Here is a 23,506-nt window from a genome sequence, read left to right as displayed (position 1 = left end):
TGTGTTATAAATGGCTGAAATTATATAAATATATAGTATAAATGTTTTCAGTCAAGGCTTTGGTGATGTTGAGACGAGAAGTCGCAAGCAACCTGAAGTATGCTTATGTTTTCTGCAACATCGAAGTCGAAACAGGATGGTGCTCCTTGGGTGAACATTGTGTAATTGTACACATCACATTAATTGGTAGATTTGCTTATTTACACTGAAATGAAACCAAAGAGATACGCTATTCCTGAGCCACACGGACTTAGGCACTGAGTCGTTAAAATAGGCTGTAGTTGTACACCACTCAAAGGAATTACCAAAGGTAATTTTCGAATAACGAATTGAACGTGTGGTAATGTATCCGACTGGCGAAAAAAAGTTTCTTGTTGTCTGCTGTTTCGGTATGCAAGTTGTTGAGAAGTAAGTCTTTCACGAGAAAAAGGCTTCTTTTAGACTTCTACTGACTTTGCTATATCCCTTTTTACTCCAGAGTCTATGAAACAGGCTGAACCATTGTTCGGGATATTCACGAATATGAGATTCATATTTACAGATTGATTTTTGCGTGATTTCCTGGATGTTCTCGTCGTTAATTTCATCGTATGCAGGCAAGTCAACTGTATCAAAGTCAATATGCAGTTTGTCGTCTTTCATATAATAGACGCTGGTCAGGACTGGTGCGCCTGTCCGAAGATGCAAAACAGCAGAACCTTTTGCACATTTGAGTGGAGTATTAAAAAATTGAACCTCAGTGCCGCGATGACTGTAACTCTGGTCAAGACTGATGATGAGCAGTCGGTTGCGATCAAGCGCGTCTTGAAATTCTTTCATTCCAGACCAGCTATTGACATGCTCAAGGCTGTTACCATACTTATTTCTCTGCCTGACGAAATAGGCGTCGGATAAAATATTGCTCTGCTTCTGGTAAATCAGGCTTGTCGGCAGGCCGGATAGGTTGAACCAGGCAAAATATGCCTCAAACCAGCATCCGTGGTATGTGGTTAAAATAACCCCTTTACCTTCTTTCAAAGCGGCTTCTACTTTTTCCAGGCCAGTTATTTCTGTGTTTTTTACAAGCTCAAGGAGTTTTTTTCGGTGAAGAATAAAAATCAGCCCAAATGTTTTTGCAAACTGGAGATAGGTTCTTCTTAAGATAGACAACTTTTGTGAGTGGTCTTTTTGCGGAAACACATTTGACAGGTTCTTGTATGCAACATCAAGGCGGAACGGGAAAACTAACCATGCAAGTTTGCCCAGAAGACCCGAAAACCAGATGATAACTGGTACGGGCAAAAGGTTGATGAAGAAAATAATTGACCTGAGTATTCCATATTCGAATCTATGCTTGAGTGACATATCTGGGTCGTGGTTCGGCGTGTTGGAGTATATAGTAAAAACACAATGATTATGTGTTTGATAAAATAATCAGCAGGAACGTGGCTACTATAGTTCTGTGGGCTGAAAGGGCAAGCAATAAGACACTAAAGTGTTTCTAAGTAGTGCCTGAACTAAAATCTGCAATTTTTCTCAAGTTCAAGGCGGGCGATAATTTTAACCGGATGAATACACTGAGTATTTTGAGGATTAAAATTTGAGACCAACGAAGAAATTGTGGAAATTAGCGGTTTTCGGTCGTGCATGAAGTGATAAACACTAAGGTCAGCCCGTTGATTAGAGGTGAGATTCGAATGTTTGCTATCTGAATCAACCTCTTCTGTGACAAGCGGTTAGAATATTCAATGATAATGAAATAATTACAGGGACAGTAGAAATTCAGGTAAAAACTCTTTTAAATTAACAACATTTGTGGCAATGTGTTTGTTAGGAATGCTTATCCTCATATACTTTCCTCACGAAACGTATAGGTGATTGATACATAACCCGCTGCATTCATTTCTAATGTTTAAAGATTGTTGGAGTTGTATATGGCGTAAACTCAATTCTGTTAACGATTGAAGGTATTATCTGGAAGCCGGTCTTACTGGTTCAGTAAGAATAAATTCACGCCTAACTTTCAACTGAATTGTTATGTAAATCGTTAAGATGCGCGGGATAACAGGTTCCTAACGTATTAGTGGTTTTGATAAATGTGTTGACCGTCTATTTTGATGGGCGTACATTGACTGGTCCGAACTGTTCAACTGTTTACTACTGAAGAAAATACAAAGCTCAATTTTCTAGACCTATTCTGTTGTAATTATGAGGTCGTCTTACATCAGTCTGCCAGGTGAACGTGTATATTGGACTCAGGTTCAACATAGAGTATTTGTATTCGATTCTGAAATATTTTGCCGGTATCATATAGGGAAGGTTGAAACTATGGTGGGTGCAGGACTTGTCCGTTTAGGGGGCGATTTAATACGATATAACCATATGTTGAGATCGCTTGCATGGCGAGAAGTCTCAAGCATGTACGTCGGTTCTTTTCTGGGCTTCATCTGGACATTTATCCAGCCTGCAGTGATGATTCTGGTTTTTTGGTTTGTCTTTAGTGTTGGCTTTAAGGCCAAGCCTTTAAATGATGTGCCTTTTGTAATCTGGCTTACAGCTGGTATGGCGCCTTGGTTTGTTTTTTCAGGGATCATTACGGCCTGCTCGACAGTGATAATCCAGTATGCTCATATAATCAAAAAGACGGTTTTTCCGTCTCAGATTCTTGTCGTCGTAAAAATACTTTCTAATATGGTAGCACATGGCGCTTTTCTCTTGCTGCTTATAGTGCTCATACTTTGTAACGGCATGCCATTTAGTTTGTATTATTTTCAAGTATTTTATTATCTACTCTGCCTGATCGTACTTGCAAGCGGTGTCGGCTGGCTTATTTCGTCTCTCAATGTCTATGCCAGGGATGTTGGACAATTAGTTCCTGTCGTCATTCAGGTAGGGTTTTGGGTTACACCGATATTCTGGGATATTACTATTATGCCAAAGAATATACAGTTTTGGCTCAAGCTGAATCCTGTTTGTTATATCGTTCAGGGATATAGGGACTCGTTTATCAACTTTGTCCCTTTCTGGGAACATGGTGCTTATACTGTTTATTTCTGGGTATTTTCTCTACTTATGCTTCTAACAGGTGGCTGGGTGTTCAGGAGATTGAAACCACAATTTGTAGATGTGCTTTAATTTTAGTCGTGTGAGTACAATGTCTAATACAGCAATAACATTAACAAAGGTGGATAAAATATTTTGTCTTTATCGGCGAAACGTTCACCGGGTATTTGAGACTCTTTTTCCGTTCGGGAAACAATATCATACTCCGTTTTATGCACTACGGGAGGTCGATCTCGAAGTACAAAGAGGTGAAACTGTTGGCTTGATCGGTCGTAATGGTAGTGGCAAATCAACAATGCTTCAGGTTATCTGCGGGATTTTACAGCCCACTGAAGGTTCCGTTATTGTTGACGGTCGAGTTTCGGCTTTGCTCGAATTGGGTGCAGGGTTTAATCCTGATTTTAACGGTAGAGAAAACATTTACCTGTCTACTTCGATAATGGGAATGTCAAGAGAGGAAACTGACGCAAAATTTTCCAGTATTATCGATTTTGCAGACATTGGTGAGTTTATTGATCAGCCGGTTAAAACGTACTCAAGTGGTATGTTTGTTCGGCTTGCCTTTGCTACGGCTATTAGCGTAGAACCTGATCTCTTGATTGTGGATGAGGCACTTGCTGTAGGGGACATTTTCTTCCAGCAGAAATGTATGGATTATATGAAGAAAATGATGGCTGAAAAGACCATCGTACTTGTTTCTCACGATATGCAGGCGGTATCGAGCCTTTGTGATCGAATCATTGTCATGGAAGGCGGCCGGAAAATATTTGATGGTAAAACAGATGAGGGAATAGCTTTATATACTCGACTTGTCCATGATGAGCTTTTTGAAGATGCTACCAAAACAATGGATTCAGATAAAAAGGTGCCGGAAGAAATACAAGGGGCAATCCTTGAAGTTGAGCAAGATTTGCTAGAGTGGATACCTGTCGATAGCTCAAGTCGTGGTGGTGGGGGGGCCGTCGATATCCTCAAAGTTTCAATTACCAAAGATGGTGAGATATTTAAAACTGTGGAGCAGGGTGAAAAGGTTACGGTCCGAATGCTTGTTTGTGCTGCACGGGCACTGGAACAGGTTATTTTCGGTTATACGGTTAAAGATAGGGTTGGTTTGGCTGTCTTTGGAGAGAATAGTGTAGCCACTGTTGAAACTCCACCCCAGCTTCCTGCCGGGTTTTCAATTGTAAAATTTGAATTTGAATGGCCGGAAGTTATTTCGCAGGAATATACTGTAACCCTTGGTGTGGGCGAGGGCGACCATCCAGTAGATCATACCATTCAGTGTTGGGCCCATAATATCTTTTCATGTACTGCCTTGACGCCTGGTAAGTATGTTCATGGAATATTTAATAATGAGATTCGTTCACTAATCCTTACGAATTTCTGAAATTAACATTTTGGTATGATGGATCCCTGAAGAGTAAATCTCATCGGACGGCTTAAAGCATATATATGGATACCTGGATAGTAGATCATAAGAATCCCACTATTGTAATTTCTTATCTTGAGGAATTGAATATACAGTTATGCGATAAGCTTATAGTGTGTTTTGACTATTTTGATACCCTGGTTACCAGATCCGTAGAGCCGGAACACACTAAAGTAGTTGCCTGCGAGTTGTTACACAAGGCTCTGAAATTACAATGTAGTGGTAATGATCTGTATGAGTTGCGTCGTGAACTAGAGTTAGAGATGACCACTGCAAATGGCCGAGCCACAGGCGAACTTGATTTTCGGCTCGATACATTTGCAGTTGAGTTTTATAAAGTTTTAAAAGATGCTGAAAAACAGTGGGATGAGCATGTCGATGAAGAACAGTTCACCTCTATGCTTCTTGACATAGAACTGTCTGTCGAAAAAGTTGTTCAGCGCTGTTGCCCACAAATGATTCAAGTAGTTGATGCCTTACAGCAAATTGGTGTTAAAACTTTGCTCGTTTCTGATTTTTACCTCCCTGAAGTGCAATTTAGGGCAATGGTTGAATCTCAGGGATTGGCAGGTTGTTTTCGTGACATCTATGTTTCTTCGACTCGTGGTAAAAGTAAAGGGTCTGGAACGTTATATCCTGAAATATGTGCTCTCCATAATTGCCATCCACAAGATGTCCTTATGATAGGGGATAATGCTCACGCTGATATCAGCATGGCTGAAAAGCACGGGTTGAGAACGTTACATGTTGTACGTCCTGAGCTGCAAAAACAGTATGCTTCTTACAGGCAGAGAAGAGAAAGCAACTCTCATATACATCAAGAAGCTATGTTTGGCGAAGTTGCCTTTCCTCAAGTCCCTTTTAAAGAGATGGGGGCAAGTCTCTGGTTGTTTATTCACAGGCTTTTTAGCGAATTGCATAAACACAATGTTCGGGATGTTTTTTTTCTGTCAAAAGAGGGTGAGTTTTTAAAGGCCCTGTTTGACTCGTATCAGAAAAGTCTTTTCGGCAAACGGTTGATTCAGTCCCATTATCTTATTGCATCACGGAAGGCGACGTTTATTGCCTCATTGCGGCCTTTAGAGAAAGAAGATTTTGGGCGGCTACTAAACCATTACAAAGATTTGTCCATCCGTGAATTTCTTCAGAGTTTGAATTTTTCAAAAGAGGATACTGCGGAGATAATTGATCGACTCCCATTTGATTGCGAATTTCGTTTACCTGAATTGGCCGCTCACCCTCACTTTAAAGCTCTCTTGATGTTGCATGATTTTCAAAAAAAATATGAAAATATTCGTTCTGAGCAATCTGCTAATTTTCGGAAGTACGTAAGTTCCTTTGTAGGTGACGTTGCCCAGAAGGGGATGTGTCTGGTGGACGTTGGGTGGAAAGGGTCGATTCAGGATAATATTTTCCATGTTTTCGAGGGATCGGTAAACATAATGGGATATTATATCGGTTCCTATAATCCAACCGAATTATGGAGCGGTAATACAAAGAGGGGCATACTCTTTGAAAATAGAGAAGATGAGAGCGAATACTTCCATGTGTATAACAATAATCGATCTCTTTTTGAGATGCTACTGGGGGCATCTCATGGAAGCGCTGAGAGGTATTTGACTGAGGACAAATTTAATGACAGCCAGATAGTAACTGCACGAGTATATGAATCTCGAATTGTTGATGGAGAATCGTACACAGTCCTGGTTCTCGATCACCCTGAGGAGCGTGAACTGTTTAATAGAGCTATCAAGCCGATTCAGGATGCATTCTTAAAGTATTTCGTACAGCTAACAGCCAAATATATAGAAGCAGAATGTACTATTCCTTCTAATAAGTGGTTTTCACGACATCATGCGCGAATGGTATATCTTCCTGATATTGGTGAGATCGAATTTTTCGAAGACCTATACCATCTTGAAAACTTCGGTATTTTTGAATTTACAAATTTTCAAACTAATCACACATTCACAATTTTTGAACGACTCCGTAATCTGAAAAATATTGTTTTAGATCCACCTGTATTAGAGATAGGTATCTGGCCACCGATACTCCTCCGCCGATTTGGTGTTGGGTTTTGGCAAAAAGTTGACGGCAGGCTCCGTTACTTTCGCCAATTTAAGAGTTTAAAGAGGCATGTGTGAAATATAATTTGGTTAATCGATACCTATGAACATTTGGTTTAAAAATAATCGGAAAGTGTTATTGATTTCGCCGATCCTTTTCTGTTGTTTTTTTGCATGGTTCTATTGGGGGAATCACTGGTATCCTGCTTCGACGTTTTATATCACAGGAACTGTATCTGATCTTCCTGCCGAGATAGGTGTACGATTGGAATCTGGGCATGGATTAAATGGTTATGAATATCAAAGATATACACTTCAACCTCTGCCGAATTTCAATAGTGAGAAAGGCATTTCTTTAATTATAACCCGTCCAGGAGTGCGCAATTCTGCATCCCTTGAATCGAAAGTAGTTCTTCGAAATATCTATATTGATGATAAAAAATACATTCCTGCTGAAGAATTATTATCTCAAGGTGTTAAGCTAAAAAAAAATGATGAGCTGTTTTTTAAAAAAGAGGGTGCTGAACTTCGCTTGATGATAAAACCCACAAGTTCTGTACGGCTTGAATTTCCAGTTCATAATCGTGCAGGGAAGGTGGATGTCAGGTTAGGGGATAAAACAACCCGTTACGATCTTTATTCGCCTCAACAGGAAACGCAGTGGGATGGTATAGCCGTCAAACGAATAAACACCTGGTTCGTAGATGAAAACGGTCGTTTTACTATCAGCATGTCAATGCCGCGCTACCGGGTCAACACACTGCGGGTTGATTCAAAAAATGATTTTTCATTAGTATCACAGACAATTCAGACAGAGGACTTTCAGGAGCTTCAACCGGAAGGCTTTGAATACCGCAAAGGGATAAATTTTCCTATGTCTGGAATCAGTGACCAATTAGAACGTCACTTTCATCCCCACCGTTTTCTTTTCCAGATAGTATTTGCCCTGTTATCTGCCTGGTTGCTTTCATACATGTTGGTTTTTGTCGGACGCTTCAATGGCATTAAAGACATATTTATTTACGAGAAACGATATATCTTCTGGATGATGCTCTTTTTAAGCAGCGTTCTTTTTTCTTTCTGGCATGTGTCTTTTTGGCCTGGTGTCACTTCCAATGACTCTCTGGAGGTATGGCGAGCCGCTCAGTTACCGGGAATGTATCTAGGCGATCATCCACCGTTGAATGTACTGTTTTATCTCTTTTTAAGCCAATTTTGGAACAATGTGGCAATTGTTCCAATAGTCCAGAATGTTCTGACTTCATCATTGATTGCGTATATCTTTTTTTCACTATACCGAAAAGGTCTGCCCTTGTATTTGCTTCTTCCTTGTTATGGGATGATAGCTTTTTCTCTACCGGTTGGGCTATACACAATTGTCTTGTGGAAAGATGTTCCTTTTGCGCTGATTACTGTGCTTTTAGGTTTTAAATTAGCCAGTTATTATTTTTATAAGCAGACGAAATCAATTCATATCTCCTTGAGATCATGGCTCACTATAATTTGTTTAACTCTATTGCTTGTTGGGCTACGACATAATGGAATACTGTATCTGGCCATTGTTCCATTTATTGTCATTATTTTTGGTATTGCTCGCATTCGACCCAGAGTATTAAGCGCACTTTTAGTGCTCTTTGTCCTGCTCGGGACAATATTTATTTCTACTCCGGTTGGTTCAAAAACATCCGGTTATCTTGTAAAACAGACCCGAACATACCTGAGTCAGGCAATGAACAGGCTTTCGTTTTCGTATGTTGAGAATAGCGCGAAAAAATATCTTGGTGTTTTTGATGTTAATCAAACAAACATGCAGTGGGACCTGGTGCATCTTTGCATGTATGGCCGCTACTCCAATGATTTTTTGAAAAATGTCAGATGGAATGATGTTTACCCCTACTTACCTATGCCAAGAGGTGATCTGGTAAAAAAAATGAGAGGAGTTGCCTGGGATTTGTATTGGAAAAGCTATCAGAAACCATGGGTCTACTTTAGTTGGAATCCTTTTTATATGTTGATTCTTTTACCTCTACTACCTCTATTCTTCAGAGTGTTGCCGATGACAGCTGTTTTTAGTCTCTTTGTTATCATCCCAGTATCTGTATTGGTTTTTCTAAATATTTTTAATTGGCGATACTACTATTTTGCGTTTCTTGGTTCGTATTTTCTACTGCCTCTGATTGCTACTGATTGTTATGCTAAAAAGAATAGAAATGATATCTGTGTATAACTGTATATGCTTTTTATTGCGGCTCAAAAGTGTAAAGTTCGGCATGTGTTTGTTGCTGCTTGCTCTAACCTTCTTGCCATCTTTATTACAGGCTGGAAATTTGAATCGAATTATTTTGGATACCGACATTTCTTCTGATGTAGATGATGCAGGAGCTGTTGCAGTTCTTCATGCTCTGGTTGAACAGGGGGGGAATGAAATTTTGGGAATGATGGTTTCATCAGGTGATCCTTGGAGCGGTCCATGTCTGGATGCACTAAACACAAGCTTCGGGAGACCGGATATACCAATTGGTGAAATCAAGGGGCAGGCAGTTTCCCATGTGTCAAAGTATACCCAATATATAGCTCAGCATTATCCAAATGATCTTCTAGGGAGACAAGATATACCAGAGGCCTTTAAATTATATAGAAAACTCCTTGCTGAACAACCAGATGACTCCGTTACAGTGGTCAGTATTGGTTATTTGAGTAATCTTTCGCTATTGCTCAAATCAGGACCTGATGAGTTCAGTCCACTTGACGGTGTAACACTTGTGAAGCAGAAGGTGGCACAATTTATCTGCATGGGAGGACAGTTTCCCACAGGCAGGGAATGGAATATCTATCAGGATGCACAATCTGCGGATTATGTCCTGACACATTGGCCGAGTCCAATAGTATTTAGTGGTTTCGAGATCGGGAAGAAGGTAATGACTGGAAAGGCTTTACGAAACGCTTCCCAAAACCATCCACTTTATAAAGCTTACGAGCTTTATAACAATCTTGAAAACCGACAGAGTTGGGATCAAACGGCAATACTAGTCATAGATAATTTTGAAGAAGGTTTAAGTAAATACTGGGATATCTCACCAAAGGGAATGGTGCGAATCGATCAGAATGGCTCGAATGTCTGGACAAGAAAAAAAGATGGTCTGCATAATTACATGATCTGGAATAAGCAAACAAATCAAATCGCTAACATAATCAATGAGCTAATGCTGCGTGCCACTAGCATTTCAAAATATTAACTATCTATCTTAAATTACAAAAATGCGATGTAGTGTCATCACACCGAATTTTAATGGAGAACTGTTTCTCGAGCAAACCATCAACACGGTTCTTGAGCATCGGGAAAACGGTATTGATCTCGAATATATTGTGGTTGATGGTGGGAGCACCGATAAATCACATTCTATTTTGGAGAAATATAGGAGTAGTATTGACCGGCTGATAATCGAAAAAGACGACGGGCCAGCCGATGCTATCAACAAAGGTCTTAGAGCGTCAACTGGGGATGTTGTAGCGTGGTTAAATGCAGATGATGTGTATTATCCGAAAGCGCTTCAAAGGGTTATTGAATTATTCAAGGCAGACCCCTCTATTTCATTTGCATTTGGTAAGTGTTTAATAATTGACGAAAAAGGAAGTGAGATTCGTGAAGGCATTACAGGGTTTAAGGAATTTTTCTTTCCTCTCAACTCAAGGTTTACGTACCAGTGCATAAATTACATTTCCCAGCCTGCAATGTTTTTTTCAAGAAATGCGCTATTGGATGCCGGGCTATTACGCACTGATATGGTTGCTGCATGGGATTATGAGTTCATTCTCCGACTTTGGCGACAAGGTAAGGGCGTGTGTATTCAAGGGGAGCCTCTTTCAGCCTTCAGGTGGCATGTGCAGTCAATAAGCGGACAGAATTTCTCTCTACAGTTTAAGGAAGAGTTTGATGCTGCTGTAGAGGATGCAGGAAAAATATCATTGCAGGCATTGATACATGCTTTTGTTCGATGGGGCATAGTTGGGGCCTACAACGGCATGAAATTAGTTCGGAGCACAACCTCTTCCAAGATGTAATTAAAAAGCTGTTTCTAACACTGGCAAGTGTAGGAGAGGTTACGACAATAATATATTCAAGTATGTGGCTTGTACCCTGTATACAGGTCGTTGCGCTACCAATCGCTGTGTGTATAACTGATAGAAGTTAAATTAATCGGGAGAGAAAATGCGTCTAGGTATCAATGCATTGTTTATGGTTCCAGGCGATGTTGGTGGAACAGAAACCTATTTACGTGAGACGCTGCTTGCAGCTTTAAAGGCCTATCCAGATGTTGAATTCATACTGTTCACCAATAACGAAAACCACGAACACCTTAAACAAATCTGTAAAGATTCATCAAATGTACGATTTGTATGCTTGCATTTTAATGCTTCAAATCGACCCGTTCGTATACTTCTCGAACAGTTTAAGCTACCTTTTGTTGCTAAGAAATATGAGCTGGATGTCTTATGGTCGCCAGGCTATACCGCTCCGTTTATTTCTTTTTATCCTCAAGCGGTAACTATTTGTGATTTGCAATACAAAAGTTACCCTGAAGATATGAGTTGGCTTGAGAGAAATACACTTGATGTGCTTGTGCGTGGAGCATGCCGTATGTGTGAGGTTGTTCTCGCTATTTCTGAATTTTCGCGACAGGAAGTGATCCGGTATGAGTTTGCTGGTCCAGAGAAAGTTCACACTGTATTACTTGGTGTGGATGTGACCTTTGGAGAGCTTTACCCTGAAGAGGCAAAGAATGCGACACTTGGTGGGTTACTGGAGTTGGAAACACCATATATCCTTTGTGTAGCCCATACCTATCCCCACAAGAAGGTTCATGTGCTTATTGATGCGTTTAATGATGTTATGGAAAGTATACCCCATAACCTCGTTATAGTCGGTCGAGCCAGGAGAGGGGAAGACCTTGTTGCGAGTTCGGTGTCATCATGTAAAGACAGGTCCCGAGTCATAAGATTTAAGGATGGGCTACCATACCGCACATTGCAGATGCTTTATCAGTCTGCCGATATGTTTGTTCTTCCGTCAGCCTATGAGGGATTTGGCTTGCCTGTTGTGGAAGCTATGATGGCTGGTGTTCCGGTTATAACAACTCAGGAAGCATCACTTAAAGAAGTAGCAGGGGAGTATGCATTCCGTGTCAATTCTATTAATCACCACACAATCGCTGAGCAAATCCTAAAGGTAGAGTCGCTCCCGCAACAGGAACGAACAGAGATGACCGATGCTGCTAAATCGTGGGCCGAAACTTTTACATGGCTGACATCAGCGCAGACAATGTTTGAAGTGTTTCAGAAAGCTATCAGATCAACAGGGGCAAAATGAAAATTGAGGTTGGAAGATTATGAAAGCATTAATCTGCGGTGTGTCAGGTCAGGATGGTGCATATCTTGCGCAACTCTTATTGAGTAAAGGATACAAAGTCTTTGGAGCTTCTCGAGATGCACAGATGTGTTCATTTGCAAATTTGAAACTTCTAGGAATTAACGAAAAGATTAAAAAAGTATCGCTCGCTATAAATGATTTCAGATCCGTGCTGCAGGCAATTCAGCAGGTAGAACCCGATGAAATTTATAACCTTGCTGGCCAGAGCTCTGTTGGCCTTTCATTTGAACAGCCAGTTGAGACACTTGAAAGTATAAGTATTGGTGTTCTTAATTTGCTCGAAGCGATTCGATTTTCGAAAAGGGATATTAAATTTTATAATGCTGGATCGAGTGAAGTCTTTGGGGATACTAATGGTATAGCAGCAACTGAAAAGACACCTTTTCATCCACAGAGCCCATATGCGGTAGCAAAAGCCTCTGCTCACTGGATTGTAGCTAATTATCGTGATGCGTATGGGATATTTGCTTGCACAGGGATTCTTTTTAACCACGAATCCCCATTGAGACCGCACCGTTTTGTTACCCGTAAAATTGTTTCCACCGCGTGCAGAATTGCAACCGGAAGCGGAGAAAAACTGAAATTGGGTAATATCTCAATAGCTCGCGATTGGGGGTGGGCTCCTGAATATGTCGAGGCAATGTGGCGAATTCTTCAGCGTGACAATCCGGATGATTTTGTTGTTGCAACAGGAACTTCAAGAAAACTTGAAGAATTTATTTCTCTGACCTTTGAAGCTTTTAAGCTTAACTGGCGGGATTTTGTGGAGACCGATCCGTCACTATTGCGACCATCTGATATCCTCGAAGGTTCTGGCAATCCTGCAAAAGCGCAACGCGACTTAGGGTGGGAAGCAACATATGGGCTTGAAGATGTAGTCCAGATGATGGTTGATGCAGAGACTGCAAGAAGCAAAGGCGCCGAAAGGCTAGATCAACTAGCCCCTAAAAAGACAGTATAGCATATGAAAATGGTAATAGATTTTATAGATCTGTGGCTCGGAGGACTGTCTGGAGTTCTCATTTCATTTGCTGGGATTCTTTTCTGTATTCTTCTGATCAATGCTTTTTGGGATCGCAGGATAAGAGTACTTGAACTTATTGTATTAGGTTTTTGCAGTATTGCTTTAGCTTTTTATCAGGTAACTTCCAGTTCTTTACAAAGGATATTTGAAGTCGAGCAAAGCACTGTAGTCTGCGCATTATTTTTCCTAACGCTTTCAGGTTTTGTCTATACCTCGTTGAGGGAAATGAAGATAAGTACTACAGCTAAATCTTTAGGAAAAGACTGTAAAAGTACAATCTTTTCTGAAGAAACAGTAGGACGTGAAATACGAGGGACAAACGTTGGTGTCCCTCTCGTTATAACTCTTAGTGCCTTTGCTGTCCTGCTTACAGGGCTTTCTGCACCTCAAGTGATGGTTGGTGATGAGGTTACTCATTATTATATGCTCACTCATCAAGCGGAGGATTTATCAAAGCCTAATTTTTATGCAGAAATTCCTATTGCCACCGGTGAAATAGAAGAAAGGCGGTATCCTCATTCCTTTTTCTGGCATTATGGTGGAGCAGTTATTTACCGCCTTACAGGAGGGTCTTTCACTTTCATTCAACTCTATCAGACGTTTTTTCTGATTCAATTACTCATTGTAGGATATTTGATAGCCCGTGATCGTCAGGGAGTAGAATCACGATCTGCCCTATTGTATGTTATTGCTCTAGCATCACTCCCATTGTCTCTAATTTTTTCGGTAACATTCTATCAGGATGTACCAATGACCGCACAGATACTTACTTCCTTTTACTTTCTACGTAAGGGACGGTGGTTTCTGGCGTCACTCTTTTTAGCTTTGGCGATTGGTTTTAAGGTTACTGCAGTACTGTTTTATCCAGCTTTTTTTCTTCTACTCTTCTATTTGGCGGTCCAAAAAACAGGATGGCTTAGGGGGAGTATAGCAACTGTATGTTGTCTAGTTATTGTAATGTGCATTACCTGGTTAATAGGTAGTGCGATCGAGACGTATGGCCAAGCTACTTTTTATCCTCAACAGCAATTAGAAAGATTAATTAAGAAAGTACATAAAGCTATCAAGTATAATATTCCAGATAGCGCTAAAAAAAGAGACCTATCACAGAAAAACAATAATAATCTTTCTGTTGGGTCGAACATTAACAAAAATAAGGAGCAAAGACGCCAGGTTATAGCGAACCACCCTGGAGATTTACGTATAAAGCAAAATTTCCTCATCTATGGTGGGGCTGTAGTATGGCTTCTCGTTTTACTGGGTGTGATTGGCATGCTGTATTACAGCTATAGATTCAAAGATCGTTTTAGAATTAAAGAATCAAATATATGGCCGTTTTTAGTCGGCGGATCATATACTTTATTGGCGGCATGGTTTATCAAGACATCTCCTGATGCCAGGTTTTTTCTGCCGGGGTTACCATTTTTGCTGCTTCCTTTTGTTGAAAAAGTGGTCTGTTTACCTAAAACTAAAGTAATTATTTCTATAATTGCAACGTTAGGTTTTTTACAGAGTGGTTTTGTTCTCTCAAAAACATACCGCCTGCGTGCAATCACACCGGCACTCCAAGATGGTATTGACTTTTTGAAAGTCCATCCCCCAGCTGGTCGTATTTTTATGTACCCGGAAGGCAATTATCGATTTTTCCCTGCACAACATGAATGGTATCTTGGATATCAGCTTCGTGATTTTTGGCGGGCAGACAACGATGAGCGAGTAAGATTACTCGAACGTTACCATGTGAGCGTGGTGGTAATAAAAAGACACCTTGTTGCAACCGTGAATGAGCAAATCACAAATCTTGGGGTCTATCCTGTTCAGTTTGTTAAGGAGATCAATGCTGATTTGAGGTTTGAAGAAATTTTCTCTAATAGTGAATTGATAATGTATTCGGTTAAAACTGCTAGGCAAAACCTGTAATACTCTCACTGCTAGTCAGGTAAGGTCTAGGATGCTAAAGTGTTGATTTTTTTTTGCTAGTACTTCTTCCCTGATCACATGATGAATCATGTTGATAGAAATTTGCTCATGTCAAAGATATGTTTTTTTGTGATAAAACAGCAGGGGAAACACGATTTGAAGAGTATTTCCTAGCACTTTATTTCAAGCTGTTTTTTAGTGAATGGAAGACGAAAATTAGCTTGAAAAGGTTTCACATGTTTGTTAGGTTTTTAAAAATTGTAAAACATGTGAATTATGGAAGACGGAAAAAAACTTCAAGAAGCAAGAATGAGACTCGTCGAAACTGGTGGTAGGGTATCCCAGGATTTTGGTACTGGCAGGATAGTCGGTCAAGTTTTGGTGTATCTGTATTTGCAGGACGGGGAATGTTCATTGGATGATATCGGAGATGCACTGGGCTTAAGTAAGGCTTCTGTTAGTATTGCCGGCCGTCAGCTTGAACAGTTGGGATTAGCAAAGAAAGTGTGGAAGGGCGGAGATAAAAGAAATTATTATAAAAGTGCAGATAATATCGCCAATGCACTTCAGCACGGAATACTCTCCCTAGCTCGCCAAAAAATACAAGTATTTGGCGGAGAGTTAGAAGGAAGTCTAGCTCTTATAAGTGATATACCGGATGATTCACCATCAAAAAATGAGCTGATTTTTTTAAAACAGAGAATTGAAAGAGCACAAAAATTGAAAAACGGGTTGGAGCAGGTACTGGGTAACCCTCTGGTAAAATTACTTACAGGTATTAAGAGTTGAATATATGAGTAAAGAACACATGGTGAAAAAAAATCAGCAATGGGATCTGGTGATAAAGCCGAAAACAGGTTGGTTCGATATCGATTTTAAGGAGCTTTGGCAATTTCGGGATCTTATCGGCATGTTTGTGAAAAGAGATTTTCTCACCTTTTATAAGCAGACTATCCTAGGTCCTCTCTGGTATATTATACAACCACTTGTTACAACAGTGATATTTACAATAATATTCGGTCGTGTTGCAAAGATTTCCACAGATGGTTTGCCACCTTTTCTTTTTTACATGGCCGGAAATGTGATGTGGGGGTATTTTGCTGCGACCTTGAATGCAACGGCAGGGACATTCAACACGAATTCAGCTATTTTCGGGAAGGTTTATTTTCCGCGATTGAGTGTTCCAATTGCAACTGTCATTGTTAATTTTTTACAGTTTTTCATTCAGTTAGCTCTTTTTTTTGGGTTTTATGTTTATTTTATGGCACAAGGAGCAAATATCAGCCCAAGTTTAAGCTTGATCGGGTTGCCAGTACTTTTGTTGCAGATGGCACTCTTGAGTTTTGGTCTAGGAATTTTCTTATCGTCATTAACGACTAAATATAAAGATTTAAAATTTGCCATGGGATTTCTGATACAGTTGTGGATGTATGGTACTCCAGTAGTTTACCCCCTGAGTCAAATTCCTGAATGGTTACTCCCATATTATGTTTTAAATCCAATGGTAGCTATTGTTGAGAGCTTTCGATTCGGAGTTTTTGGGACCAGTGCATTAACCATTAATCATATTATAATTAGTTGGTTTGTCACTTTACTGTTGCTGGGTTGCGGTGTACTCCTATTTAGTAGAATCGAGAAATCATTCATGGATACTGTTTAAATATTCTTCATTACAACTATCATTCTAATTCGGAAGTATAAACTATGAATTATGTTGTTATAGATTGAGAATTAGTCGGGATATTTAATTTTAAAACTCTCCCCTTCAAAAAAAACATTGTCGGTATAATAAATAAAATGAGCGTAATTGAAGTAGATGACCTATGGAAAGAATACAGATTAGGGGTAATCGGTCATGGCACCTTAACTCATGATCTTCAGTCTTGGTGGGCAAAGTTTAGAGGAAATGAAGATCCTAATGAAAAAATATCATCATATATAGCAGGACAGGAAAAGCAAATTGATGGAAATCGATTTTGGGCCTTGCGGAATATTAATTTTGAAATAAAACAAGGCGAAATTCTAGGTATTATTGGAAAGAATGGCGCTGGTAAATCCACCCTTTTGAAACTGCTTTCACGGGTGACTGCACCTACTAGAGGGAATATCAAAGTAAAAGGTCGTATTGCTAGCCTGCTTGAAGTAGGTACTGGTTTTCACCCCGAACTTACTGGGCGAGAAAATATTTTCATGAATGGTGCCATTCTTGGTATGTCTAAACAGGAAATCAAGAGTAAGCTTGATGAGATAATTGATTTTTCAGGTGTTGAAGATTTTGTTGACACGCCGGTAAAACGTTATTCATCAGGTATGTATGTCCGCCTCGCTTTTGCCGTGGCTGCTCATCTGGAACCGGAGATCCTTGTGGTTGATGAGGTACTGGCAGTTGGTGATGCGGCATTTCAGAAAAAATGCATTGGAAAGATGGGGAATATTTCACGAGAAGGACGTACCATTTTGTTTGTAAGCCATAATATGGGGGCTGTTCGAGCGCTTTGTTCACGAGCAATTATCTTGAATCACGGAGAATTAATGTTGAGTGCTGGTGTAAATACTGCGGTTGAACAGTATTTGACATTTGGGCAGGAAGGAGTTGGACATTCGGGTGAGATTATATGGGATGATAATGGTGCACCTAACTGTGATGAAATAAGTTTGCATAGTATAAAATTACTTGATGAGGGGAAAACTCATTCTGTTTATAGTGCTTCAAAGCCCATCGATATGGAAATTAAGTTTAAGGTAAAGCTTCCAGTCCGTGGCATGCGTATAATTATCAGTTTGCTAACAATTGAGGGTGTTGTTGCTTTTTCATCTACTAATCATTCAAAAATGGCAGCGCAGGAATTGCTACCAGGTAAATATTGTACGACATGCCGGATTCCTGCTGATCTTTTAAACAGCGGTGGATATCTAATAAAAATCCATATTGGTATCCCAAATGTTAAAGTGTTGATTCAGGGTAAAGAGTATTTGTCTTTAAATATTGAAGGGGTTGGTGGTCATGGGTCCACATATACAGAAAAATGGCCTGGTGTTCTAGCGCCTCGCTTGAATTGGTCCATGAAGGAGTTAGAGAAGTGATAGCATGAATAAAATCAGATCACTATTTGAAAAAATCCTGTCACCAAAAGAATCATCATCTGTTTCTTGTGCTGATGTTTTTCTTGTTTCGTTCCCGAAATCCGGTAACACCTGGATGCGATTTCTGTTGTCTAATTTGTTGAAAGATAATGAAAATGAAAAAATTAACTTTTACAATGTTCACGATTTTTGTCCCGAGTGGGAAAAAAGGAAATGTGAAAATAAAAGATTGACATGTCCGCAAATATATAAATCACATAGTTCTTATGATAAGAATTTTCAAAAGGTTATTTACATCGTTCGTGATCCGCGAGATGTATATATTTCCTACTATCATTTCATGAAAAAAACGATTCCGCTATCTTGGGACCTAGCTGCTTTTATAGAAAAATATGACGGACCATATGGCACTTGGAGTAACCATGTTCTATCTTGGATAGGTGAAAAACGACCTAATGTGATAGTAATCAAATACGAGGATTTGTTACTTAATACATATAATGTTTTGCTGAAAGTTCTTAAATTCTCAGGTATACAAGTAAATGAGGATAGGATTCGAAAAGCAATTAAACAATCATCTTTTGAATCCATGTCTAAAATTGAACGCGATGAAGGCAGGAAATATGGAGATGGTGAGACTGTTTTTGTGCGTAAAGGCCGTTCAGGGCAATGGCGAGATGTGTTTGGCGATAAAGAATTGGTAGCATTTCATAAAAAAGAGGATTGTACTTTGATTCAAATGCTGAGTTATGATATTGACTGATTGTAACCTTAAGACATAATTACTTTTTCATAAACCGTGAGTGGAGTAGATCTGTTATCTTTGGTGTGTTAATCCCTGTTCATAAACAGATGCGCTTTAAGCATTTTGAAAGTATCAAAAAACATTCGAAAATAGAATACTGTTTGATGTTTTCGAGGGAATTATTGACTGTGGTTTTACGGTCCGCTATCGAAAAATAACAATTATGAGATATCGGTTAAGAACAGGTTATTAAAAAATGATAAATAAGCCAAATTTTTTCATTATTGGAGCTGCTAAGGCCGCAACGACTTCACTTTGGATGTACTTGAAGCAACATCCAGAAATTTTTATGCCTGAGGATATCGAGCATAAAGAACCTTCCTATTTTTGTAATTCTTATGGTGTGAAGAAAAAAGACAAATATCTGCATTTGTTTGAATCTGCCAAATCACGCAAGGTTATTGGCGACGCCTCAAACGCTTATTTGACCTCGCCTGAGTCTGCTAAATGGATTAATGAAGAGATACCTGATGCCAAGATTATTGTGATACTACGGAACCCTGTTGATCGAGCTTATTCATTGTACAGGTGGATGGTTAGTCATGGCTACGAGTGGATATACCCATTTGAAAAGGCGTTAAAAACTGAGTTTTCCCGAAAAGATGACATGGATTTCATGATAGGAAATCCTCAGTATTATTACAATTATTTATATTTTGGATCTGGTATGTATTTTGAGCAGTTGGAACGCTACTATAAAACATTCCCGATTGCTCAAATTAAAATTATCTTGTTGGATGAAATCAAAAGAGACCCTGTTGGTTGTGTGCGGGACACATATCGTTTTTTGGATGTAGACGATAATTATGAGCCAACAATCAAGATCCATAATAAAGGGGAATTTAAGCCTGTTTCCATCAAATTGCATTTTATGCTGCGGAGTCTTGAAAATAGGTATCGCTGGATGCGTAAATCTGCCATAATCAAATATCTATTTAGGAGGAATCAAACTCTGTTCAAGTTACGTTGGGAAACGATGCAGGGGGACACTAAGACGCTACTTCAATCAAAATATCGTGCAGATATTGAGAATACATCGAAGCTTATAGGTCGGGATCTATCCTCTTGGTATGCGACTTCGATGAGTTTATAATACTATTAGCACTTTTCCTATCATCTTACTCAATTATATTTATTAGTGTTTATTTGGGACTGTTTTAGTGTCCATCGTGCTGCGTTGAGCAGTTGAATTATATTGATAGATATATTCTAGACCATGATGTTGTACTGTGATTAGCGTTCTTCTTAATGGTTTGAAATAACAATAAAAAGTTCAGAGAAGAAAATGAGTTTTTTAAAAAAAATATTTAAAAAGTATGCAAGTACTGCTGAAAAAGACTTCTACAAGTACATGAGCAGTGGGAAACCAGGTTCTCTGTCAGCAATAGATAAAGAAATATTAACTGCAGTCTTACCATACACAATGACCAGTCCAGAAAGAGTACTAGCCTTGATAAATTCAGTAAGGTATTTACAGCAAAATGCTGTTGCGGGTGATTTTGTTGAGTGTGGTGTCTGGAAAGGTGGAAGTATGTTGGCCGCATCATTGACCCTGGACTCTTTAAATATTGTTGATAAGGAATTATACTTATTTGATACTTTTACTGGAATGACAGAACCAACAGAAAGTGATATTGATATTTCTGGTATGGATGCATCTGATTTGCTGAAGCAGGAGGACCGCTGTCAGAGTAGTAATATTTGGTGTATTGCTGGCCTTTCTGAGGTCAAAAAGACAATGGATAAGAGTGACTACCCTAGGAATAAAATTCATTATGTTGTTGGAGATGTGATAGAAACATTGACTACGAATGCTCCTGAAAAAATATCCTTATTACGATTGGATACTGATTGGTACGAATCTACTAAACATGAGTTAGAGGTTTTATTCCCACGTTTAGCAACTGGAGGTGTACTGATTATTGATGATTATGGTCATTGGAAAGGGGCAAAGAAGGCTGTAGATGAATATTTTGATAAGAATTCGGTTGAAATCAGTTTGCATGAAATTGATTATACCGGCAGGGTAGCTATAAAACTTTAAGCAAAATTTAATGAAACTTTTAAATATAGGTTGTGGCAAACGTATCCATGAGGAGTGGGTGAATATTGATAAGGTTCCTGCTCACCCAGTTGTAAAGCAGTGTGATGTAGAACTGGGTCTGCCCTTCTTAGATTGTCATTTTGACGTGGTTTATCATTCGCATGTATTAGAGCACTTTGAAGTGAATGAAGCCAGGCAATTTGTCCAAGAGTGTTTTCGGGTATTAAAACCTGCTGGAATTATTCGAATTGCTGTCCCTGATCTTGAACAAATTGTTTTATGTTATTTAAGGATATTACAAAGGGTTAGTGATGGAAATGTTTCGGAACGTGATAGTTATGATTGGATAATGCTTGAATTATATGATCAAGTTGTGCGTAACTCGTCAGGGGGGGGGATGGCAGCCTTTCTAGATCGTGATTCGATTCCAAATCGTGAATTTATAGTAGAACGTTGTGGAATTGAAGCCAAAAATATAATAAGGAAATATGATCTGCGTAGGGGTGAAAAACATCGCAGAACTAGTAAGATGGGAGTGACGAAATTCCTTTCCTCTTTATTAGAACCTGAAAATGTTTTAAGGAATATTCGTGAGGGAATTCTCAAGATATTACTTGGTAGTGAATACGACTCGTTAATGGTGGGTCGATTTCGCCGTTCAGGTGAGAATCATCAGTGGATGTATGATAAATATTCTTTGTCTAGGATGCTTGAGGAGTGCAATTTTGTGAAGATAGTACAGCGGGATGCTATGCAAAGCTACCACCCAGGTTGGTCTACATTTAATCTTGATACTGAACCAGATAGTACTGTTTATAAGCCAGACTCGCTCTATATTGAAGCCATTAAGCCATGAAGATTCTCCACTTAAACAATTTTGATATTACTGGCGGTGCAGCTCGCGCTGCATATCGAATTCATGCTGCATTACGAGAGTGTGGTATCCATTCTGAGATGCTGGTCGCCAGAAAGAATAGTCTGGATAGAAGTGTAAGATGTTACCCTGTACCGTATCAGGTGAAAAAGAATCATTTTATTAAGAAACTTCTTGGTTATCAAAAAACATCTAACCCAAGTTACCACTCGCTTAACCTTTTCCAATCAGGAATCTACAAAATAATTAATAGGATTGATGCAGATATTATTAATATTCACTGGATAGGAAAGGAACTAATTAGTATCTCAGAGCTTAAAAAAATAAATAAGCCAATCGTTTGGACGTTGCACGATATGTGGGCTTTTTGTGGGGCTGAGCATTATGACTCTATTGATTTCTCCAATCGTTACCGAGAACGGTATACAAACAAAAATCGGCCTACTTGCCATAAAGGCTGGGTTGATCTTGATGGATCGACATGGCGCCGTAAGAAGAAACATTGGCATAATGTAAACTTTAATTTTGTAACGCCGAGCAGGTGGATGGCAGAATGTCTTTGTATGAGTTCCTTATTTTTTGGGGAAAAAGCCACGGTGATTCCTAATTGTTTGAACACTGATGTTTTTAAGCCCACTGATAAAAATAATGCGAGAAAATCATTCAATTTACCACAAGAGAAACAACTCATTTTATTTGGTGCTGATGGCGGTAGTAGAAACCCACTGAAAGGCTTTCATTTCCTGAAACAAGCACTTGAGACGTTTGCTTCTGGAAGTGAAGTTTCCGCTATAGAATGTATTACTTTTGGTGGAAAGTGTAGTGGTCGTAGTACCATTAAAGGAATACCTGTTACTGAAGTCGGTCGTATAAATGATGACCACAAATTGGCTATGTTATACAGCTTGGCAGATGTATTTATTATTCCATCGATGATGGACAATCTCCCAAATACTGTTATGGAAGCCATGAGTTGCGGGACACCTTGTGTTGGTTTTGGTATTGGCGGTATTCCTGATATGATTGATCACTTACAAAATGGTTTTTTAGTTTCGCCTTTTGATACGAATATGTTGGCAGAAGGAATCAAGTGGGTTTTAGGGGATATTGAGCGGCACTACAAATTAAGCAAAGCTGCCAGAGAAAAAGTTGTTTGCAACTATGCATATACTAAAGTTGCAGAACAATACATAGATGTTTATAAACGTATTACTAATTGAGCTGTCATTTTTTCGATTTTTTGAAAAAACAAATGTTTATCGAATAATCTAATCGCCCTCCTTCTCAGCAATCTCTAAGAGGTGAAGGGGGCGAGGGGCTGATTTAAGTGGTATGTATGATCAAATTTCCAATCATTGCCCTATGTAACACCGGTTATTAAACTGAAAACAAAATTCAGCCAAATATCGTGACAAGTAATTTGTACTCACAGAATGATATGTCCTATGAAAAGCCCTCTTTACATTGCTGACCATGGTGCTGACCCAGTGAAAGATTCTATTGTCTGTATTTTCGTAAATTTAAAATGCTGTAATTCTAGCATTAAATGCAATAAGATCTGATCAGCAGTTAAATGGATTGAAAGTATCGGAAATAACATCCGCTTCTTCATGAAGATGCTTTTGCAACCAAGATGATTCTTTAGATGTGTTAAAAATGTTTCGTTTACTCATCCTCATATGAATTGGGCGAACAGCTTCATTGCGGGAAACAGCAGAAAGGAAAGGTGTTTTTTCTCGGGCTCCTCGGCCTTATTTACCGCCACTTTTCTTGCCACCCCAATACACGTC

General features: G+C 39.2%; 19 protein-coding genes. 17 read left to right on the top strand and 2 right to left on the bottom strand.

The genetic code is table 11. The annotated features are described in order from the left end of the window. Window positions 1-417: 417 nt before the first annotated feature. A complete protein-coding gene (locus tag FCL46_RS12990) occupies window positions 418-1,344 on the bottom strand; it encodes a lysophospholipid acyltransferase family protein (RefSeq protein ID WP_136810702.1) in 927 nt (308 codons plus the stop codon). Window positions 1,345-2,361: 1,017 nt separating this feature from the next. Between FCL46_RS12990 and FCL46_RS12985 the strand changes: the two genes are divergently transcribed. The 17 genes from FCL46_RS12985 to FCL46_RS12905 all read left to right on the top strand — a co-directional run bounded on the left by FCL46_RS12985 (window position 2,362) and on the right by FCL46_RS12905 (window position 22,936). Next, window positions 2,362-3,114: an ABC transporter permease gene (locus FCL46_RS12985; RefSeq protein ID WP_228723392.1), complete on the top strand. Its 753-nt coding sequence runs from the start codon at window positions 2,362-2,364 to the stop codon at window positions 3,112-3,114. Between the two features lie 19 nt (window positions 3,115-3,133). Further along, the gene (locus FCL46_RS12980) at window positions 3,134-4,429 is read left to right on the top strand and encodes an ABC transporter ATP-binding protein (RefSeq protein WP_167506100.1); all 1,296 of its coding nucleotides are present in this window, start codon (window positions 3,134-3,136) and stop codon (window positions 4,427-4,429) included. Window positions 4,430-4,494: 65 nt separating this feature from the next. Then, window positions 4,495-6,615: an HAD-IA family hydrolase gene (locus FCL46_RS12975; protein WP_136810705.1), complete on the top strand. Its 2,121-nt coding sequence runs from the start codon at window positions 4,495-4,497 to the stop codon at window positions 6,613-6,615. A gap of 25 nt (window positions 6,616-6,640) precedes the next feature. Then, a complete protein-coding gene (locus FCL46_RS12970; protein WP_176371605.1) occupies window positions 6,641-8,764 on the top strand; it encodes a hypothetical protein in 2,124 nt (707 codons plus the stop codon). Then, a complete protein-coding gene (locus tag FCL46_RS12965) occupies window positions 8,730-9,773 on the top strand; it encodes a nucleoside hydrolase (protein WP_136810707.1) in 1,044 nt (347 codons plus the stop codon). Before FCL46_RS12970 ends, FCL46_RS12965 begins: the two co-directional genes overlap by 35 nt. A gap of 22 nt (window positions 9,774-9,795) precedes the next feature. Continuing rightward, window positions 9,796-10,599, top strand: a complete 804-nt coding sequence (locus FCL46_RS12960) for a glycosyltransferase family 2 protein (RefSeq protein WP_136810708.1) — start codon at window positions 9,796-9,798, stop codon at window positions 10,597-10,599. Window positions 10,600-10,747: 148 nt separating this feature from the next. Further along, a complete protein-coding gene (locus tag FCL46_RS12955) occupies window positions 10,748-11,905 on the top strand; it encodes a glycosyltransferase family 4 protein (protein WP_136810709.1) in 1,158 nt (385 codons plus the stop codon). Window positions 11,906-11,921: 16 nt separating this feature from the next. Then, window positions 11,922-12,926, top strand: a complete 1,005-nt coding sequence (locus FCL46_RS12950; protein ID WP_136810710.1) for a GDP-mannose 4,6-dehydratase — start codon at window positions 11,922-11,924, stop codon at window positions 12,924-12,926. A gap of 3 nt (window positions 12,927-12,929) precedes the next feature. Next, window positions 12,930-14,909 (top strand): ArnT family glycosyltransferase, encoded by a 1,980-nt coding sequence (locus tag FCL46_RS12945; RefSeq protein WP_136810711.1) that lies wholly within the window; start codon window positions 12,930-12,932, stop codon window positions 14,907-14,909. Window positions 14,910-15,185: 276 nt separating this feature from the next. Beyond that, the gene (locus tag FCL46_RS12940; protein ID WP_136810712.1) at window positions 15,186-15,698 is read left to right on the top strand and encodes a GbsR/MarR family transcriptional regulator; all 513 of its coding nucleotides are present in this window, start codon (window positions 15,186-15,188) and stop codon (window positions 15,696-15,698) included. A gap of 4 nt (window positions 15,699-15,702) precedes the next feature. Further along, window positions 15,703-16,569, top strand: coding sequence for an ABC transporter permease (locus FCL46_RS12935; protein ID WP_217909628.1), 867 nt, complete (start codon window positions 15,703-15,705; stop codon window positions 16,567-16,569). 137 nt (window positions 16,570-16,706) lie between these two features. Further along, on the top strand, window positions 16,707-17,993 hold the full coding sequence (locus tag FCL46_RS12930) for an ABC transporter ATP-binding protein (protein WP_136810713.1): 1,287 nt from the start codon (window positions 16,707-16,709) through the stop codon (window positions 17,991-17,993). A 4-nt stretch (window positions 17,994-17,997) separates the two neighbouring features. Further along, entirely contained in the window at window positions 17,998-18,756 is a 759-nt protein-coding gene (locus FCL46_RS12925) for a sulfotransferase domain-containing protein (RefSeq protein ID WP_136810714.1), read from the top strand. Window positions 18,757-18,994: 238 nt separating this feature from the next. Beyond that, window positions 18,995-19,891 (top strand): sulfotransferase family protein, encoded by an 897-nt coding sequence (locus tag FCL46_RS12920; RefSeq protein ID WP_136810715.1) that lies wholly within the window; start codon window positions 18,995-18,997, stop codon window positions 19,889-19,891. Between the two features lie 192 nt (window positions 19,892-20,083). Then, window positions 20,084-20,842, top strand: a complete 759-nt coding sequence (locus tag FCL46_RS12915; protein WP_217909627.1) for a TylF/MycF/NovP-related O-methyltransferase — start codon at window positions 20,084-20,086, stop codon at window positions 20,840-20,842. Window positions 20,843-20,852: 10 nt separating this feature from the next. After that, complete coding sequence (locus tag FCL46_RS12910; protein ID WP_136810716.1) at window positions 20,853-21,698, top strand: class I SAM-dependent methyltransferase; 846 nt, start codon at window positions 20,853-20,855, stop codon at window positions 21,696-21,698. After that, a complete protein-coding gene (locus FCL46_RS12905; protein ID WP_136810717.1) occupies window positions 21,695-22,936 on the top strand; it encodes a glycosyltransferase family 4 protein in 1,242 nt (413 codons plus the stop codon). Before FCL46_RS12910 ends, FCL46_RS12905 begins: the two co-directional genes overlap by 4 nt. A gap of 132 nt (window positions 22,937-23,068) precedes the next feature. Here the strand turns inward: FCL46_RS12905 and FCL46_RS28860 are convergent, their stop codons facing one another. Then, the gene (locus FCL46_RS28860; protein WP_136810718.1) at window positions 23,069-23,191 is read right to left on the bottom strand and encodes a transposase; all 123 of its coding nucleotides are present in this window, start codon (window positions 23,189-23,191) and stop codon (window positions 23,069-23,071) included. Window positions 23,192-23,506 lie beyond the last annotated feature (315 nt).

Origin of the sequence: Desulfosediminicola flagellatus (genome assembly GCF_005116655.2) — a bacterium.
GTDB classification, from domain to species: domain Bacteria; phylum Desulfobacterota; class Desulfobulbia; order Desulfobulbales; family Desulfocapsaceae; genus Desulfopila; species Desulfopila flagellata.
The sequence above is the reverse complement of the archived record's forward strand: the minus strand, read 5'-3'. Positions and strand labels throughout refer to the sequence as shown.

What these genes read in the sequence shown, in the direction of transcription:
- FCL46_RS12945 (WP_136810711.1), top strand. Translation starts at nt 12,930, where the DNA reads ATGAAAATGGTAATAGATTTTATAGATCTGTGGCTCGGAGGACTGTCT.
- FCL46_RS12985 (WP_228723392.1), top strand. Translation starts at nt 2,362, where the DNA reads ATGTTGAGATCGCTTGCATGGCGAGAAGTCTCAAGCATGTACGTCGGT.
- FCL46_RS12965 (WP_136810707.1), top strand. Translation starts at nt 8,730, where the DNA reads ATGCTAAAAAGAATAGAAATGATATCTGTGTATAACTGTATATGCTTT.
- FCL46_RS12975 (WP_136810705.1), top strand. Translation starts at nt 4,495, where the DNA reads ATGGATACCTGGATAGTAGATCATAAGAATCCCACTATTGTAATTTCT.
- FCL46_RS12905 (WP_136810717.1), top strand. Translation starts at nt 21,695, where the DNA reads ATGAAGATTCTCCACTTAAACAATTTTGATATTACTGGCGGTGCAGCT.
- FCL46_RS12970 (WP_176371605.1), top strand. Translation starts at nt 6,641, where the DNA reads ATGAACATTTGGTTTAAAAATAATCGGAAAGTGTTATTGATTTCGCCG.
- FCL46_RS12925 (WP_136810714.1), top strand. Translation starts at nt 17,998, where the DNA reads ATGAATAAAATCAGATCACTATTTGAAAAAATCCTGTCACCAAAAGAA.
- FCL46_RS12940 (WP_136810712.1), top strand. Translation starts at nt 15,186, where the DNA reads ATGGAAGACGGAAAAAAACTTCAAGAAGCAAGAATGAGACTCGTCGAA.
- FCL46_RS12955 (WP_136810709.1), top strand. Translation starts at nt 10,748, where the DNA reads ATGCGTCTAGGTATCAATGCATTGTTTATGGTTCCAGGCGATGTTGGT.
- FCL46_RS28860 (WP_136810718.1), bottom strand. Translation starts at nt 23,191, where the DNA reads ATGGTCAGCAATGTAAAGAGGGCTTTTCATAGGACATATCATTCTGTG.
- FCL46_RS12980 (WP_167506100.1), top strand. Translation starts at nt 3,134, where the DNA reads ATGTCTAATACAGCAATAACATTAACAAAGGTGGATAAAATATTTTGT.
- FCL46_RS12930 (WP_136810713.1), top strand. Translation starts at nt 16,707, where the DNA reads ATGAGCGTAATTGAAGTAGATGACCTATGGAAAGAATACAGATTAGGG.
- FCL46_RS12935 (WP_217909628.1), top strand. Translation starts at nt 15,703, where the DNA reads ATGAGTAAAGAACACATGGTGAAAAAAAATCAGCAATGGGATCTGGTG.
- FCL46_RS12960 (WP_136810708.1), top strand. Translation starts at nt 9,796, where the DNA reads ATGCGATGTAGTGTCATCACACCGAATTTTAATGGAGAACTGTTTCTC.
- FCL46_RS12990 (WP_136810702.1), bottom strand. Translation starts at nt 1,344, where the DNA reads ATGTCACTCAAGCATAGATTCGAATATGGAATACTCAGGTCAATTATT.
- FCL46_RS12910 (WP_136810716.1), top strand. Translation starts at nt 20,853, where the DNA reads ATGAAACTTTTAAATATAGGTTGTGGCAAACGTATCCATGAGGAGTGG.
- FCL46_RS12920 (WP_136810715.1), top strand. Translation starts at nt 18,995, where the DNA reads ATGATAAATAAGCCAAATTTTTTCATTATTGGAGCTGCTAAGGCCGCA.
- FCL46_RS12915 (WP_217909627.1), top strand. Translation starts at nt 20,084, where the DNA reads ATGAGTTTTTTAAAAAAAATATTTAAAAAGTATGCAAGTACTGCTGAA.